This is a genomic window from Oscillatoria sp. FACHB-1406 (assembly GCF_014698145.1).
GTDB lineage: Bacteria > Cyanobacteriota > Cyanobacteriia > Cyanobacteriales > Spirulinaceae > FACHB-1406.
Genome location: NZ_JACJSM010000009.1, coordinates 36783 through 53454, shown reverse-complemented (window position 1 = coordinate 53454; position 16672 = coordinate 36783). Strand labels below are relative to the sequence as shown.

The window sequence follows — 16672 nt, the reverse complement described above, 5'->3', positions numbered from 1 at the left end:
CGTTATCGGAAGCAATTAACAACGAGCAAGTCACTGTTAATTACTTAATGTTTTCCAAGCTTTCGATATTTTTAGTAAACAGGTCTGTCAATAAACTAATCACTCGCCGATCTTCGCGAATCTTGATGTTGACATCGACTGCCATTCCCGATTGCAGGGAAACTTTGCGGCGGTTTACATCGAGCGCTTGTTCGTCTAATTTAATCTTGGCTGGAAATCGATAAGTTTGATGAGTATTGTCCGGCGGTAGTGCATCGGAACCCACGGAAATTACTTTGCCGCTAATCTGTCCGTATTCGCTGTAAGGGAAAGATTCGATGCGGACATCAGCTTTCATATTTTCGCGAACAAATCCAATGTCTTTATTGGTGATAAAGACTTCTGCAACTAAACTATCATCGGGAACAATCTTGACTAAAGTTTTGCTCGTGTCAGCTACAAAACCGGCATCCCTGGATTGAAGATCGAAGATGGTACCATCGACTGGCGCTCGCAAATCCTGGTATTTCAATGATAACTCAGTTTGACTTATTTTGCTATCAATTTCTGCTAAACTTTTTTGATTTTCCAGAATCGTTTTGTTCATTTGACTGTCCAGGTCTGCTAATTTTTGTTTGTTAGCAGAAATGGTATCCAAAATATCTTTTTGGATGGTAGAAGTCTTATCAATGGCTTCAGCCTGACTTTGAGCGATATTAAAACGAAGACGTTTTTGTTCGGCTTGAAGTTGCGCGATTTCTGCTTTGCGCGTTTGTACTTCTTGGAGTTGGCGATTGTACTGAATTTGCCCCTGACTGCTTTCATTGAGTAAAGTGCTGGAACGCTGCGTGACTTCTTGGAGTTGGCGATCGTATTGAACGCGCGCGATCGCACCTTCTTCGACTAAGGGTTCGATGCGCCCCAAAATCGTCTTATCGATCTCCAGGCTTTTTTGCGCGTTGGCAACGGCTAAACGATTGCGGGCGGCAATATTTTGCAACACGCCTTCATCGGTCGCTAAGCGCGTGCGAGAATCGGCAAGCTGGGCTTGGTTTTTACTTAATTCTTGCTCTAACTGTGCCACAGCGAGGGCTGCTGATTGCTGGCGCGCCTGAAATTCGGCATTGGCAACGGCGAGGCGAGAGCGTTCGTCTGCATCCGCCCCCGCGCCGTTACCCCCATTGAGGCGCGATCGCAACAATTGATTTTCCGCGAGCAGCGCGGCGCGATTTTTCGCCAGGGACAGCACTTCCGGCGCAAGCGCAATATCCGTCGGGCGCACCTGAATGGGACTCGAAGAAGCCAAAATCCGACGGTAGAACTCGTTTTCCGCAACTAAGGAGGCGCGAACTTTTCGTAATGATTCCGACTCCGCCTTGGGTGCGGTGGGATCGAAACTCACCAACAAATCGCCCGCTTTGACGTGCTGCCCGTCTTTAACAAAAACTTGCTTGACAACACCGCTAGTTGGTGCTTGGATTTCTTTGACGGCTCCTTGAGGCTTGAGTTGTCCCCGCGCCGGAACCACCTGTTCGATTTTGGCGACAGAAGCCCAGGTTAGCCCGAACAGTGCTAAGCCAATTAGCGTCCAAGCGATCGCGTTTGGCAGCACCGGAGACTGTTGCAGCATCACGGGTTGCTCGAATTCCTCGATTTCCTCCGGTTCGTCGAACAAACCGTTACCCCGTCGTTCCACCGGATAGGGGAAATCGCCCGCCAGCGCCGTTTGAAGCTGCGCCACGGTTCCATACTTCCGCATCACCGCGACTACGCCCAATCCCGCCGAAAAGAAGACGAGCAAGCCGAATAAAGATGCCGTCGTAATTTTCGATTTCGCGATCGCTTTAGGCGGATTAGTAGGTGTTGCGGCTTGACTTTTAACAAAAGCTTGCGAATTAAAAGGAGTCGCTGTAGTAGGCGTTTTACCGCCAGACAAACGCAGCCAAGTTTTCGCCCCAACCACGCCATCTTGCGGCAAGCCTTGTGCTTTTTGAAACGCTTCAACCGCCGATCGCGTTTTTTCGCCGTAGCGACTGTCTAAATCCCCCGAATAATAACCAAGTTTTTGCAATTTTGATTGTAATTGCAGTACGGGAGCGCCAACGCTGCCGAGTGCGAGTTTCGAGCGAGCGGACTGCGTAGAAACTTCTTGCAAATTGTCCGCTGCTTGGGGTAGCTTTGCCTTAGCTTTCTGGCTTGTTTCCGGCGGAGTCGCGATCGTTTCCGGGCTGCCGATTCCGCTGGGGTTGCGAGCGTCTGTTGGGCGATGTTTGACTGAAGTTTGTTGTTCGCTACCGCGATCGCGTTCTGCGGGTGCAGCAACAGGTACGGCAGGAGTTTCTAAACAGTTCGTGCAGGCGAGTAGGGCTAGCATAGGTTAATAGATAATGAATAATGAATAATGGATAGTTTTAATTGATAATTGACAATGGATAACGAAGATAGGGGAATTGATAATGGATAACGAAGAGGTGGATAAATCAGTTTGGCGATTGACGATAGATAACTCAAAAAGTGCAGTTTGACAATGAAAAGTAAACACACTCAAAATTCAAACTCAGACAAAATAATTAACTTAAAACAACTCTTTCGTTATCCATTGTCAATTAAAACTATCCCAGTACGAATTCCTGATGTTGGGATAAAACGAAATAGCGTCCTTTCATCATCATTAGTTCGTCGTGATTGCCGGATTCTGCTACTCGTCCCTTATCCATAACAAGAATGCGGTCGGCATTTCTCACGGTTCCTAAACGGTGGGTAATAAAGAAGACTGTCATATCGGAAAATGTGCGGGCTAGATTGTCACAAACTTGACGTTCGGTTTGGTAGTCTAATGCACTGGTTGCCTCATCTAAGATTAACATTCGAGGGTATTGAAGAATTGTGCGCGCGATCGCAATTCGCTGTCTTTGTCCGCCAGAAAGGGCAGAACCTCTTTCGCCAACCCGCGTGTTATAACCATTGGGAAGATTCATGATAAATTCGTGAGCGACGGCGATTTTTGCGGCTTGAATAATGTCATCAGTTGTCGCGTCGGGATTGGTGAGGGCAATATTTTCTTCTACCGTTCCGTCGAATAGCAATGTTTCTTGGGGAACGACTCCAATTTGCTGGCGGAGCGAGTAAAGTTCGACTTTACTGATATCGTAATCGTCGATTAAAATTCGCCCGCCTTCAGGGTCGTATAATCGGACTAATAGCTTAGTCAGAGTGCTTTTTCCCGCGCCGCTTTGACCGACAACTCCAACAAATTGACCGGCGGGAATTTCTAAGTTGACATTATCGAGTTGCAGGCGCTCGCCGCTGCGGAAACGGAAGGCAACATTTTCGTAAGTTACGGCTCCCTGAATATTCGGCATCGGGATATTAGTACGGTCTTTTTCTGATTCGCGATTGTGGTCGATAATGTCAGCAATACGTTCAAGAGATAAGCTCGTTTCTTGTAAGTTTTGCCAAAGTTGACCGAGCCGTAAAATCGGTCCGGTGACATAACCGGCGATGATGCGAAAAGCAATCAATTGACCGAGAGTTAAATCTCCTTTCAGAACGAGAGAAGCGCCAAACCACAGCACCAATAAACCGGAAACTTTGTTCAGGAAGTTGCTGATAGAATTAGCCGTCGTAGAAGAAATAACGGTTTTAAATCCGGAACTGACATAACGCGCGTAACGACTTTGCCAAGAAGAACGCGATCGCGCTTCAATGTTCTGCGCCTTAACGGTTTGAATTCCCGATAGCACTTCCACTAAGTAGGATTGCGTTTGAGCGTTTTGTTCGGCTTTAGCGCGCAGTTGTTGGCGAATCACGGGCGAGAAAAACCAAGTCAGCAGAATAAAGAGGGGAACGGTGGCTAAGCCAGCAATGGTCAGTTGCCAGCTATAGATAATCATCACCACAATGTAAATGGCAGAAAAGATTACATCTAAGACTGCGGTTAATGCCGTTCCCGTGAGGAAGGAGCGAATATTTTCAAGCTCGTTAATGCGGCTGGAAAGTTCGCCGACAGGACGCTTTTCAAAGTAGGGAAGGGGCAGGCGCAATAAGTGGTCGATGATGCGCGTACCGAGGGTAAGATCGATGCGATTAGTCGTATCGACAAAGAGATAAGTTCGCAAGCTTCCCAGTAATGCTTCAAAAATGGCGACGATAAGGAGAAATAGCCCTAAAGTGTTGAGCGTTTCAAAGCTTCCTTTAACGATAACTTGGTCGATAATGAGTTGAACGATGAGGGGATTAGCGAGGGTTGCGAGTTGAACGAAAAAAGAGGAAACTAAAACGAGAAGTAAGACTTTACGGTATCGGTGTAGGGAGGGCAAAAACCATTGCCAGCCAAAGCGCTGTCGGGGCGTTTCTTTTCCCGCTTGAATGAGGAGAACGCGGGTCGTTTTATTCCAGTGTTGGGCGAATTCTTCGGGGGTATAAGTAAGAACGCCTTCTTTAGGATCGCTGAGGATAAAACCGCGATCGCTCGCTTCCCAAAGAACGGCGATGCTATCTTTCCAACCGATAAGAGCGGGGGCTTGAATGCGCGCCGCTGCACGTGCGGGAACGTTCATCAGTTGGGCGTGCAGCCCCATTAATTCGATAACAGCACCGCAAACCGCTAAAGAAGGGCGATCGCGTCCTTGCAAGCGATCGCTTAAAACTCGCTGCATCACCTCTCGTCGCAGCGGTACGCCGAAATATTGACTCACCATTGTCAAGCAAGCAATCGAGATATCGATCGCGCCCCGTCGCCCTCGAACAAACGGATAATTCGTTTTTGAATTGGAGGGTTTACCAACCGAACTCGTTCTTTCTCCTTCAGTGCGTCTTTCTCTTCTCTGTTCGCGTTCTCCTTCCCGTGGAAGGTTAAATTCTAAGCTTTGAACGCTAGTTTCCTCTTCTTCGCGGTTATTTTCAGACTCGGTTTTTTCATTTTCAATTCCCGATTCTTCTTGCTCTTTTTTAATTTCGGGTTTTAAAGTTTGAATGATACCCGCTTCTTCTAAGGAGGTCGATTTAAGAATTCCTAACAACCGGGCAGGGCGATCGCCGATAATGCGAAAATCGCTCTTATCCAGGGGTAAGTAAACCGCAGGCGTTGCGCCCGATTCCGACAGTGCCACCACTTCGCCGCAACTTACAAACCAGAGATAGTTCGCATCGAGTTGATTGCGTAAAACAGTTTGACCGGCGGGAAAGTTGCAAATAACGGCATCCGGACAAGCTTGCTGGACGAGATCGAGCGCGTTCGGAATCTTTTTGGCTTGTCCTTGAAGATATTGACCGAATAACTCAAAAACTTCGCTTTCCGAGGCGTGCTGGTCGAAATACTGCGCGATCGCGCTATGTTTGGAGAGGAGTTTGAGAAAGGTTGATGCGGGCAAAGTTAACGCTGCTACATCCGTAGACGCGATCGCGGTTTCTGTCGCGACACCGCGCAGCAAACTCGTCCAACCCAGCATCGATCCGGTTTGCAGCAGCTTTAGCGCGATCGGCATTCGCGTTTTAGAGTCGTACCCTAAAAGGCGCGCGTAACCTTGATAAATAATCAAAACTTCAGTCGGTAAAGCCGTTCCGACTAAAATCTCTTCTCCCATTGAATAGGTTCGCAATTGCAGTTGTTTGGCAACTTTAGTGCGGGCTTGGTCTGGAAGGCGATCGAACGGTGGAAGATGCCCCAGGAAGTCTTGAATCGTGGTTTCGTCAGTCGTCATGCGCTTATGGAGACTCGCTACCTCTCTATCCTTCGCGATCTCCTCCGACAATCCGGATAGGTTACATTAAATTAAGTATTATCACGTACTCCTGAAGACTGAGAAAACCCTTCTCCCAGCGGCGATCGACCCTCCTCAAACAGTACCAGAGTCAAAAATTTGCTTTTAGCGCGCTTAATTGTTTGAGAAGCACGAAGGTCATCAAAAATCACTTAAATTTTAAGAACAAGAATCGCGGTTGTGGAGAACGCGATACGCACAAGCGAAACCCTTACGGGGGGAGAGATGGCGCTGATAAACCCCAATCGCCGCGATCGCTAAACTGTCGATCGCATTCCGCCGCCTTAAACTCACCCTATTAAAACTGCTTTCAAAAACTGTTGGTTCGACTCGCGCTAGGAAGTCCTGGTGCGACCGAGTTTCAATGTAACTACAAGCATTATTTCGCAATTTCCTGAAAAAAAGGCGGGTAATTGCCCGCCCGAGTTGACGCTATCAATCCCTTTTAAGCTAATAAAAGGCCATTCATCGGAACTTTGTCATACTCTGCATGAGTGCCAATGAACTTGATAACGATAAGACCCTTTTTATAGTGAACTTTAACCATCAACCGATAATTGTTACCTCGAATGTTAAAGACCACACCATTATTGGCAAGGATACTAGCACTGCAACGATGGGCTTTGATATCGGCAGGACTGCGCCAATTGGCACGAGAAGCCTCGTAAAACCAATTTTTCAGTGCCTTTTTAACATCTGGATGAGATTTACAGAATTTACGGAGGATTCTGGAGGATAAAATTCGCATAAGGTCTATAATAAATCGCGTTAGCTTACTGTTAGAGACCGTTGACTCGACTGCTTCGGAGTTCTCCGAGCGTCAAGTCTGGGGTTTATCTACAAGACTGACTCCTCTATTTCCTAAAAACAGCGTGCGATCGATTATAATTCATAGCACTACATACATAATTCAAGCTAGAAATTGTAGGTGGGTAGCCCCCACCAGCCTTAAGCTAGTGTTGTTCAGCTATGATTTATAGCACTACGCCTATCATTCAATTTATAAGTTAGCTCGAGAAAGGAAACCCAACATTCGTAGGGATTTTTTGAGGCGGACTTCGTGTAATGGATAATGGACAATGGACGAATGGCACTGAAATAAGAGTTGAAAAATCGCCTGTAGAGACGTTGTATACAACGTCTCTACAGATAATTTCGTAGGGTGGGCAGCGCCCACCAGCCTTAAGTCAGTGCCATTCGACAATGGACAATGGATAACGTTCGGAGACATCGGGTAGTAGACCGGCAAGCTTAAAACTATTAGCAATTTCGGTTTGAAATTTTTCCATCGGGCAAGGTAGTCTTGCAAAGTTTAGCGCCATCCAGCAAAGCTCCCTTTAAGCTTGCCCCCTCAAAATTTGCCCCACTCAAATCTGCCCCCGTAAAATCAACGTTGGGTAAGCCAATCTCTTCCACAACGGTAAATCCAACCGCGCGAAAATCGGCTCCCGCGAGATTGGCATTTTTAAAGTTCGTGTTGTCTAAGTCAGTACAACTTCCCGCACCACAATGAAAATCGGCCCGAGCTAAGTTTGCTCCCTCAAAGGTTGCCCCTTCTAAATTAGCTTGTCGTATCCTTCATGAAGTAACAATATTTAGGTCGATTAATATAGCACTTATCGAGTCAAGCTACATCAAAATCTATTTTGTTTATAATGGTATGAAGACTTCTCCTAACCTTTATCGCGCTTGACATCTCATGGATACCGATGAAATGAGAGCGTTTACTTTCCTTGACGCTCAACCGATAAACTTTCTCGAGCTTACCCTGGAAAGCGAACGATTGAGATTAGTCCCCATCTCCGAACAGTTCGCGAGCGATATTTTCCGGGAATTTACCCCTGAAGTGACGAAGTATATGTCACCTTCTCCGCCTCAAGAAATTTCTGAAACCCAGCATTTTATTACGGAAACTCGTCGCTGGATGGAGATTGGTAACAATTTAGTCTTCGCTATCTTATCCAAGCAAACTGAGGAATTTTTAGGCTGTTGCGGTTTGCATGGCAGAGGTAAAATTGATAAGCCAGAACTCGGTATTTGGCTAAAAAAAAGCGCCCACGGCCACCACTACGGGCGGGAAGCGATTCGCACCTTGGTTGATTGGGGCTGGCAGCATCTCGATCTTGATTGTATGATTTATCCCGTCGATCGCCAAAATATCCCAAGTGCTAAGATTCCTCAATCTTTAGGGGGAAAGCCGATTGAGGAATCGAAGCTCGAAACACAAAATGGTGAAATTTTAGATTTGATAGTCTATCAAATCGCTCGAAATAAGACCGATTAAAAGAATATTAAGATTCAATACTCTCAGCCACAACCTCAACCGTTGTCGGGACTGGCACTGGAGATTTTGCTTTCTTAGTCGTCTTAGTCGGAATTACGTTCGCCGCTTCTTTCTTCTCAAAAACAAGCGCATTCTCCCGACAATCAATAACGACTGTATCCCCTTCCCCAAAGGCATTTTCAAGAATTTTTGTAGACATCGGCTGCTCTAATTCGCGTCGAATTGCTCGTTTGAGGGGGCGCGCGCCGTACACCGGATCGTAACCCGCTTCGACGATACGATCCATCGCCGCTTCGGTTAATTCGAGGACAATCTTTTGCTCGGAAAGTAACTTTTGAATCCGTTGAAGTTGCAACGTCACAATCGATCGCAATTCGTCCCGACGCAAGGTATGGAAAATAATCAAATCATCGATGCGATTGAGGAACTCCGGGCGGAAATGACTGCGCAAGGCATCCAAAACGCGCGATCGCATCTTCTCATAATTCTCATCCTCTTCAACCGGCTTCCCTTCCCCATCCTCCATCAACGTTTCTAAAATATACTGCGAGCCGATATTGCTCGTCATCACGATAATAGAATTGCGGAAATCCACCGTGCGCCCTTGAGAGTCCGTAACGCGACCGTCGTCAAGGATTTGTAATAAAATGTTAAAAACATCCCGGTGTGCTTTCTCCACTTCATCCAGCAGCACCACCGCATAAGGACGGCGGCGCACGGCTTCGGTTAACTGTCCGCCTTCCTCATAGCCCACATATCCCGGCGGCGCGCCCACCAAGCGCGAAACCGTATGTTTTTCCATATATTCGGACATATCCAGCCGAATCATCGCTTCTTCGCTGTCAAACAGCAACACGGCAAGGGCGCGCGCCAGTTCGGTTTTGCCCACGCCCGTCGGCCCCATAAACAAGAACGAACCAATCGGTCTTCCCGCATCCTTCATCCCCGCCCGCGCCAAACGAATGGCGGCGGCGACGGCAGAAACGGCTTCTCCTTGACCGATAACCCGTTGGTGCAGGTGATCTTCCAGACGCAATAATTTTTGGCGTTCCGATTCCAGCAAGCGCGTCACGGGAATGCCCGTCCAACGGGCGATAATTTCGGCGATATCGGCTTCGGTGACTTCTTCGCGCAGCAGGGCTAATCCTTGCGCTTGCAGGGCGAGGAGTTCGCTTTCTTTGGCGGCGATGTCTTCCTGGAGGGTTTCGAGTTGACCGTATTTAAGCTGGGCGGCGCGGTTGAGGTCGTAAGCGCGTTCTGCTTGCTCGATTTGCAGGCGCAGTTGTTCTTCCTCTTCCTTTAAGCTGCTAATAGCTTCGAGCATCTGCTTTTCATTTTGCCAGCGAGAAGAGAGACTTTCTTGTTTGCTTTGCAGTTCGCTAATTTCCTGTTCGATGCGACTGAGGCGGTCTTGTGTGGCGGAAACGGTGGAAGTGGAGGTTTTGCCTTCGCCTTCGAGGGAGAGTTTCTCCATCTGCAATTGCATCAAGCGGCGGTCGATGACTTCGAGTTCGACGGGTTTGGAGGTAATCTCCATTTTCAGGCGGGCGGCAGCTTCATCGACGACATCGATCGCTTTATCGGGGAGGAAGCGATCGCTAATATAACGATGGGAGAGTGTAGCGGCAGCCACTAGGGAAGAATCGGTAATCCTTACGCCGTGGTGAAGTTCGTAGCGTTCCTTCAGTCCGCGCAAAATCGAGATCGTATCCTCAACGCTGGGCTGTTTGACGTAAACCTGTTGGAAGCGGCGCTCGAGGGCGGGGTCTTTTTCAATATGCTTGCGATACTCATCTAACGTCGTCGCGCCGATGCAACGCAGTTCCCCGCGCGAAAGCATCGGTTTAAGCAAGTTGCCCGCATCCATCGCCCCCTGACTGCCAGCCCCCGCACCAACGACAACGTGCAGTTCGTCGATAAACAGGACGATATGACCGTCGGATTGGGTAACTTCCCGCAGCACGCCGCGCAAACGGTCTTCAAATTCGCCCCTGTATTTCGCACCAGCGATGATGCTGCCCATATCGAGGGAGATCAGGCGGCGGTTTTTGAGGGATTCGGGAACGTCGCCGTTGACGATGCGTTGGGCGAGTCCTTCAGCGATGGCGGTTTTCCCGACTCCGGGTTCGCCGATGAGGACGGGGTTATTTTTGAGGCGGCGGGAAAGGACTTGGATGACGCTACGAATTTCTTCATCGCGCCCGATGACGGGATCGAGTTTACCTTCTTTGGCTTGTTCGGTGAGGTCGCGCCCGTATTTTTCGAGGGCTTGATATTTTTCTTCGGCGGCTTCGGTTTCCGCTTGGGTGGTTTCGGCGGCTTTTTGGGTTTCGCGGGCGGATTTGATAATCGCTTCGAGATCTTGGGGATCGAGGTTAAATTTTTTGAGGAGTTGTCTGCCGATGCGATCGTCTTCTGCGAAACCGAGGAGGAGATGTTCGACTGAGATTAGTTTATCTTGCCAACTGTTGCGGGAGGCTTCGGCGCGATCGAGGAGGGTATCGAGTCCGCGTCCGAGGTAAAGTTGAGTGACGTTAACGGCGCGGGGCTGGCGGTTGGCGAAAGCTTCGAGTTGTTGGACGGCGCGCAATACGTCAATGTTGGCGCGGGCGCAAATGGTTTGGGCAACGCCTTCGCCTTCAAGAACAGCGATGATGACGTGTTCGACTTCGAGTTGCTGGCTTTTGAATTGACGCGCGATATCCTGCGATTTGACGATCGCTTCCCAGGCTGACTCGGTAAATAAACTCGGATCGGTTGGCTGCATTTCCCTCTGTTTGGGGCTATCGTAGCGGTATTATAGCAATTCACCTCACCGGGCTACGGTTTTCGGGTTAGGAAATCTCTGGGTTCTTGGGGGGATGGGGAGACGGGGGGATAAATTGTGAGTGATGAATTATGAGTGATGAATTGTGGATGAACTCTGTATTCTCCTTAAAGTTACGTTTGGCGACATTGCCAGATGCCGATCGCATTTCGGTATTATCCGATCGCTTGGGCTATCCGACAACGGAGGCACAAATGCGAGAACGCCTTCAGGTTTTGTTGCGCCACGATGACCATGCTATTTATGTTGCCACAACCGAGGACGATCGCGCGATCGCGTGGATTCACGTCCATCGTTGCTATCTCGCGATCGAGCCGACCTCTGCTTTCATTTTAGGGTTGATTGTTGACGAGGAGTATCGCGGCTGCGGGGCTGGCAGAAGGTTAGTTGAATGCGGCGAACAGTGGGGAAAAGAGCGCGGGTGCGATCGCATTGTAGTGCGTTCTAACATTATTCGCCCAGCAGCGCACCGCTTCTACCAACATTTAGGCTATGCAAATATCAAGCAGTCGATGGTTTTTGCTAAAGATTTATCGGTCGGCGCATCGTAGGGCTTTAACATCTGCTTGTCAACCTAAGAAAGTTCGCGCGGTTCGGAACTCTCCCTCGGCGCTGTCCTAATCGCGATCGCTTGTCCCACCAACAAACCCAACACCCCAAACCCAAACCCCATCCCCATAATCGTTAATTCAGGACTATTCAAAACGGCAACTTTAGAATCGATTAACGTTAAAACTAACATCGAAATTGCTGCCGCTCCCCCCGTTCCCAGCGAAAAATAAACGCTAAAAGACGAGAAAATATATCGTTCAAAACTTGCTAAAAGGTAAGCCACAAAAGGAATCATTATCGTCGCCACATAAACGGCATAAAATTGCACGATTAAGTTCACAATCGAACCGCCGCGCAGGGCCACCATAAACCCAAGGATGGCATTCGCGCTCGCCACGGCAAAACGATTGACGTTTGAAGCTTCGATAAAGCCAAAATCGAGAATCGTTTTAGTCTGCATTCGCAGAATACTGCTACCGACTCCTAATGCCGGGACAATGAGGGAAATAATCAGTAAAATCCCCAGCGGATTGGTAATGCCGCCGCCTACCCAAGAAAGGATGTATGGAATGGCAGCTTTGGCAGTAGTTTCTGGCGGCAAAATCTCAGCATTTTGCGCGGAAATGACGACAGCGGAAGGCAATAAAGCTAAAGCAAATAGTATAAATGCCGCTAAAATGCAACCGATGTAAAGGTTTTTTAAATCTTTAGCGCGGACGATATATTGTTGGTATTTCATATCGATGAGAACCAACAAGATCGTACACAAAGAAATCCCGATCGCGCTTGCCGGTTCGGCTTGTTGGAGGGAGGGAATAAACGCGAGCGGCGATCGCGCGTATTCTCCCAAACCGTGCAATTGAATTAAACTGTAAAATAAAGCACAAAGATTGCAAGCTAACAGGGCTTGAAAGAGGCGACTGGCTTTCTCTACGGGCAGGAGAGAAACGAGGAGAAAAACTAATGTTAACGCGATCGTCGTCGGTAGAGCGGGCGCGCCGACAACATTCAGAATGGAAACGCCCGCGATCGTTTGTACCGCTTCAATACCGATTAAAGATAACCACGACATCGAACCGACTAAAATTTGCGCGCCTCTCCCGTAACGCTGTCCTAACAACGTCCAAATTTGTTCGACATTTTCCCAGTAAAATTTAGCTAGAGCGAGGAGAGCGATCGTTCCCAGCGCAATTGAAATTGCGTAAAGACTGCCCGCCATTCCGAGGGTAAAGGCTTTTTCCCCTGTACCGAGGAGAAACCCCAAACCGTAGTGAGCGGAAACGAGCAGAGCGGCGAGGGAGAGGGCATTGAGTTGGCGGTGTTCGACCATTAACAGTTAGCGGTAGATCGCAATTTTTGGCGCGATCGCTATTGTAGCGCTAATGTTGTTGGCGATCGGGAAAAATCAAAATTAGACAGTATTCTATATCGTACTGTATTTGCGATACAATTCTAATTTAGATATTCTGACTTTCCATTAAATGTTTCATCCAAGTTGGGACTGACCATGCTTAACAGTTTAAACAAATTGGTTATATTTCTCCTGTTAAATTTTAAATCGGTAGTAATAACTGGGAATAATTACATAGTTGAAATGCTAAATTTATATAATATCCACTAGCTCAGGTATGCGACCCTCATCAGTTAAACGTATGTATGATGCTCCTCATAGCGAATCATCAACCACAGAAACACAGCAGATAAATACTACACATCCAATTCAGAAAATCTTGTTTGGAAGCCCTGGCACAGGTAAGAGTTACCGAATCGATCGAGAGATAATTCCTAAAGACTTGAAGATTGACGAGACCATTAATCCAGAAAGTATCATCAAAACAGTTTTTCACCCAGAATATACTTATGGTGATTTTATGGGTAAACTTGTACCCATAACAAAAGGTAGAAGCGTTAGATATAAGTTTTATGAAGGACATTTTCTAAAAGCGCTTTCTCAAGCCTATAAAAATATTCTGTCTCACTACATCGCTCCCACAAAAAGTAAAGAGCTTAAAGAACTTTCTGATAAAAATAAAGACTTTGAGATTAATCGCGCTCGAGAGATAGCTTGTAATCAAGCTTCAAATGTTGCTTTAGTCATAGATGAAATTAATAGGGGAAACTCATCCGCTATTTTTGGTACAGTCTTTCAGCTTTTAGATCGGGATGATAGTGGATGGTCTTCTTACGGCATCAACATTACAGAAATAGAACTTTCAACTTTGCTTTCATTAATAGGAGTTGAGGAAAAAGCCCTTGAAGGAGATCAGTTTGAATATAAATTTCCAGGCGAAAGCGATTGGGTTAAAAATTACACTACTTTTCAAAATAGAGTTGATGGACTGAAACTTAATTTAAAGGATCGAAAAATTTGGCTACCTCCCAATCTTTCAATAATAGCCACCATGAATACATCAGATAATTCTATCTATTTTATGGATAGTGCATTTAAACGTCGTTGGGATTGGGAATTTGTGGACTGGGATGACAGTAAGCCACCAACGCCAACTTATGGCGAACATGGCATTTTAACTGAAGAACAATGGAAGAAGTTGATTAGAAATTTTAATAGCTTTATTAAAACTCATCATGCTTCTATTCGGGGTATTGAAGATAAGCAAGTTGGTTATTTTTTTATAAAACAACCTGTCACTTCTGCGAAGATTCAGAATAAATTGATGTTTTTTGCATGGGATAGTGTTTTCAACCGAGATAAAAAGCCACTAGCTGACTTACTAGGGGTTAAGCGTGACCAGCTAGTTACTTTTGGTGACTTTACTCTGCTCCATAATAATTTCGTACATAGTTTGATGAACTGGACAGAAACAGCAGCAAATTCAAATAGTAATAGTGAAACAAATTTTTCTCCTTAATAACTAATGTTTGATTTCTCCGATCTTAAGCTAGTAAAGGGTTCTAAGGATTCTTTTGTGGGAATTCGTAAATCTTCATCTAGCGAAGAGTTTGAGTTTTGTCTTCCAAACGGATTTGAGGACTTTCCAGAAGGAAATTTTGATGAGATTAGGAACTTATTTTTTGGAATGTATCGAACTTTTAGAAAGTTTGAGCAGGATAATATAACTACAAATCGATTTAATCGTAATCCTTCACATTTTCAACGAGACCAAGATCAAACAACACTTTCTCCAGGCGGGGTAAGTATGCAGACGGCAGAAGGGGAAGTATGCGTTTTATATAGCAAGATAAAGATGATTGAGCAAATTCTAGAAGCTTATGACGATCTTGCTATAAATTCAATTCAAAAGAAAGTTAGACGAAGCGAAGAGATTAATTATTCTCAGATACATCGATATTTAGACAGAGCAGTTTACTTGGAAAATGATGTAGTTTATGTAGAATCTATGGACTTAGCGCGTCCCATAGTTAGATATGAAAGTACAGAATTAATAAATTTGTACTGCTATATTCTTGATGAAATTGTGCAACAACTTCAAGAAGATGTTCCTGATAATATTAAAGCGCGCTTGCAAGATATTCAGTTCTTCTCACAACACTTTCAGGACAATTATCTTACAGTTAATCAATCTATCTTTGATAAAGATACATTTGTTGAAACAGTTAGTATTTTGAAAGAAGCATTAGACAATATTGATAGAAACACTTACTACAAAGATTCTGATTATTGGCAACTTTATGAAGCTATAGAAACCTTTCTATACGGAGAACTAAACTCTAACCAAACAGATGGAGATTTTTGGGGGATTAAAGGCTTCTCATTACTTTGGGAGGATATGTGCCACACATTCTTTTTCAAGAAATACCGTAAAGAAATACTATACGCTGATACAGATATTTCTCTAAAAAATTATTCTAATCTTCGTAGAAACGATAGAGAACAAAGCCGAGTTGGAAATTATTCTACTCATGATGGAAGCAAACATTGGAATCAATGGATTTATTGTACTATTTCTGATATTCCCTATTCCAAGACGAACGGTTTCTTTGGTTGGAACGAATTACTGTGTATCGAGATGGATAGTAAACCTGGCACATTAGTCTATACAAATCGGCAATATGACGATTTTAATGCAAGAGATAGAAGTGAGACTAGATTTCGTCGCTTTCCTAGACCAGATTTAATTTTAAGATCTCTAAGAAACCCTTCTAAAGTTATAATTGTTGACTACAAGTATGTGCCATTAAGCTTTTACACGAACTCCAGTCTTTCTAAAAAATCACAACAAAAGTTTAGGGAAGATATTATAAAACAACTGACGTATGAATTTGCTATTCAACAAACTCATACCATTTCGGAAAATTGGTTTTTTATTCCTTACTTTTACGAAAATCCACCCGAAGCTAATCCTTGGGGAGAAATCGGGTTTCCTTTAAAATACAATGGTATGCGCGTCAAAATTGATGTCTTTAAAGCTAATTTTTTATTAATTCAAAAAGTTTATCTAGATGAAAATTCATGAGTGATTTTAGCATTTTTGGAATTCATGAAAACAATCGTGGAGTGTATAGCTCTTACATTCCATTTATTTCTTTTGCTACTCAAGAGCATAAGGGTATAGCTGAATCTTACGTTATTAGGGAGGCTGATGTTTTCTTTAAAAGCATACTTAAAATTGAGGATTCAGTTCAACTCGTTCCATATTTGGAGACTATAACTTTGAAAGATTTCAACCAAGTAGAAATGGAATATTTTTACAACACCTTATTTTTCGACTTAGGTGAAAGAGATATTAATGGAAGACTAATCAACAAGTTGAAATGGAGCGTTGCATTTGATGAAGAAATGACCCCAATTCAAGTTGCATATCTTAGTCCTTCATTTTCAGGGAATAGTGGAGAAGCGAGGCTTAGTTACTCAGATCGTCGAGAAGGTCGTCCATATTTTTCATATCGCCCGCAAAAACTTTTTCTAGATTATCGAAAATATGGATTTATTTCTGTCAATGGAGAACCTGTATTTTACTATTTACATTTTACTCTTCAAGAAATTCTAGATACTCTCAAACAACCATCTGAAAATCGCTTCTGAATAAAATTGTCAAGTATCAATGGCGATCTCACAATTGATTTTTAAGCATACTTCCTCGCTCTAAACGAAACCATTCGGAAGGTCTAGTAGGGTAGGCAAGGTAACGAGTATGACTCCTAAGCAATTAATTGAATTGTGTTGCTCACCAAAGTCTTATAGGGTGGGCATTGCAAATTTAAAGTTGCACCCTAAATTTAAAAGTGCTGCTGTAATGCCCGCCCGACTACTACTTATTTTATATTAAAACTAGGGCTAATCTAGAA

At 45.1% G+C, this 16672-nt stretch carries 12 protein-coding genes; 5 read left to right on the top strand and 7 right to left on the bottom strand.

Annotated elements, in window-relative coordinates; all coding sequences use genetic code 11:
• Window positions 1-40 precede the first annotated feature (40 nt).
• From H6G50_RS11355 to H6G50_RS24405, 5 genes are all read right to left on the bottom strand, one after another.
• Window positions 41-2353 carry an HlyD family efflux transporter periplasmic adaptor subunit gene (locus H6G50_RS11355; RefSeq protein WP_190716247.1) on the bottom strand — a complete coding sequence of 771 codons (2313 nt, stop codon included), beginning with the start codon at window positions 2351-2353 and terminating at the stop codon, window positions 41-43.
• A 238-nt stretch (window positions 2354-2591) separates the two neighbouring features.
• Window positions 2592-5681 carry a peptidase domain-containing ABC transporter gene (locus H6G50_RS11350; protein WP_190716245.1) on the bottom strand — a complete coding sequence of 1030 codons (3090 nt, stop codon included), beginning with the start codon at window positions 5679-5681 and terminating at the stop codon, window positions 2592-2594.
• 219 nt (window positions 5682-5900) lie between these two features.
• Entirely contained in the window at window positions 5901-6035 is a 135-nt protein-coding gene (locus H6G50_RS24120) for a membrane protein insertion efficiency factor YidD (protein WP_242032792.1), read from the bottom strand.
• A gap of 151 nt (window positions 6036-6186) precedes the next feature.
• Entirely contained in the window at window positions 6187-6489 is a 303-nt protein-coding gene (locus H6G50_RS11345) for a type II toxin-antitoxin system HigB family toxin (protein ID WP_190716243.1), read from the bottom strand.
• 512 nt (window positions 6490-7001) lie between these two features.
• On the bottom strand, window positions 7002-7316 hold the full coding sequence (locus tag H6G50_RS24405; RefSeq protein ID WP_190716421.1) for a pentapeptide repeat-containing protein: 315 nt from the start codon (window positions 7314-7316) through the stop codon (window positions 7002-7004).
• Between the two features lie 124 nt (window positions 7317-7440).
• On the opposite strand from H6G50_RS24405, the gene H6G50_RS11335 reads away from it, so the two are divergent.
• Window positions 7441-8025, top strand: a complete 585-nt coding sequence (locus H6G50_RS11335) for a GNAT family N-acetyltransferase (RefSeq protein ID WP_190716241.1) — start codon at window positions 7441-7443, stop codon at window positions 8023-8025.
• Between the two features lie 7 nt (window positions 8026-8032).
• Here the strand turns inward: H6G50_RS11335 and clpB are convergent, their stop codons facing one another.
• Window positions 8033-10792 (bottom strand): ATP-dependent chaperone ClpB, encoded by a 2760-nt coding sequence (gene clpB / locus H6G50_RS11330; RefSeq protein ID WP_190716239.1) that lies wholly within the window; start codon window positions 10790-10792, stop codon window positions 8033-8035.
• Window positions 10793-10923: 131 nt separating this feature from the next.
• Here clpB and H6G50_RS11325 point away from each other — a divergent pair, with 131 nt between their 5' ends.
• The gene (locus H6G50_RS11325) at window positions 10924-11403 is read left to right on the top strand and encodes a GNAT family N-acetyltransferase (RefSeq protein WP_190716237.1); all 480 of its coding nucleotides are present in this window, start codon (window positions 10924-10926) and stop codon (window positions 11401-11403) included.
• Window positions 11404-11426: 23 nt separating this feature from the next.
• Here the strand turns inward: H6G50_RS11325 and H6G50_RS11320 are convergent, their stop codons facing one another.
• Window positions 11427-12734, bottom strand: coding sequence for a hypothetical protein (locus H6G50_RS11320; protein WP_190716235.1), 1308 nt, complete (start codon window positions 12732-12734; stop codon window positions 11427-11429).
• Between the two features lie 322 nt (window positions 12735-13056).
• Here H6G50_RS11320 and H6G50_RS11315 point away from each other — a divergent pair, with 322 nt between their 5' ends.
• Genes H6G50_RS11315 through H6G50_RS11305 form a run of 3 tightly spaced genes read left to right on the top strand, consistent with a single transcriptional unit; the run spans window position 13057 to window position 16409 of the window.
• Complete coding sequence (locus tag H6G50_RS11315) at window positions 13057-14274, top strand: restriction endonuclease (RefSeq protein WP_199302810.1); 1218 nt, start codon at window positions 13057-13059, stop codon at window positions 14272-14274.
• Window positions 14275-14280: 6 nt separating this feature from the next.
• Complete coding sequence (locus tag H6G50_RS11310; RefSeq protein ID WP_190716232.1) at window positions 14281-15840, top strand: LlaJI family restriction endonuclease; 1560 nt, start codon at window positions 14281-14283, stop codon at window positions 15838-15840.
• Window positions 15837-16409 (top strand): hypothetical protein, encoded by a 573-nt coding sequence (locus tag H6G50_RS11305; RefSeq protein ID WP_190716230.1) that lies wholly within the window; start codon window positions 15837-15839, stop codon window positions 16407-16409. The genes H6G50_RS11310 and H6G50_RS11305 overlap by 4 nt, the downstream gene beginning before the upstream one ends.
• The last annotated feature ends 263 nt before the right edge of the window (window positions 16410-16672 follow it).

Bases quoted from the DNA above. Each gene is read 5' to 3' on its own strand.
- H6G50_RS11355 (WP_190716247.1), bottom strand. From the start codon at position 2,353: ATGCTAGCCCTACTCGCCTGCACGAACTGTTTAGAAACTCCTGCCGTA.
- H6G50_RS11350 (WP_190716245.1), bottom strand. From the start codon at position 5,681: ATGACGACTGACGAAACCACGATTCAAGACTTCCTGGGGCATCTTCCA.
- H6G50_RS11345 (WP_190716243.1), bottom strand. From the start codon at position 6,489: ATGCGAATTTTATCCTCCAGAATCCTCCGTAAATTCTGTAAATCTCAT.
- H6G50_RS11335 (WP_190716241.1), top strand. From the start codon at position 7,441: ATGGATACCGATGAAATGAGAGCGTTTACTTTCCTTGACGCTCAACCG.
- clpB (WP_190716239.1), bottom strand. From the start codon at position 10,792: ATGCAGCCAACCGATCCGAGTTTATTTACCGAGTCAGCCTGGGAAGCG.
- H6G50_RS11325 (WP_190716237.1), top strand. From the start codon at position 10,924: ATGAGTGATGAATTGTGGATGAACTCTGTATTCTCCTTAAAGTTACGT.
- H6G50_RS11320 (WP_190716235.1), bottom strand. From the start codon at position 12,734: ATGGTCGAACACCGCCAACTCAATGCCCTCTCCCTCGCCGCTCTGCTC.
- H6G50_RS11315 (WP_199302810.1), top strand. From the start codon at position 13,057: ATGTATGATGCTCCTCATAGCGAATCATCAACCACAGAAACACAGCAG.
- H6G50_RS11310 (WP_190716232.1), top strand. From the start codon at position 14,281: ATGTTTGATTTCTCCGATCTTAAGCTAGTAAAGGGTTCTAAGGATTCT.
- H6G50_RS11305 (WP_190716230.1), top strand. From the start codon at position 15,837: ATGAGTGATTTTAGCATTTTTGGAATTCATGAAAACAATCGTGGAGTG.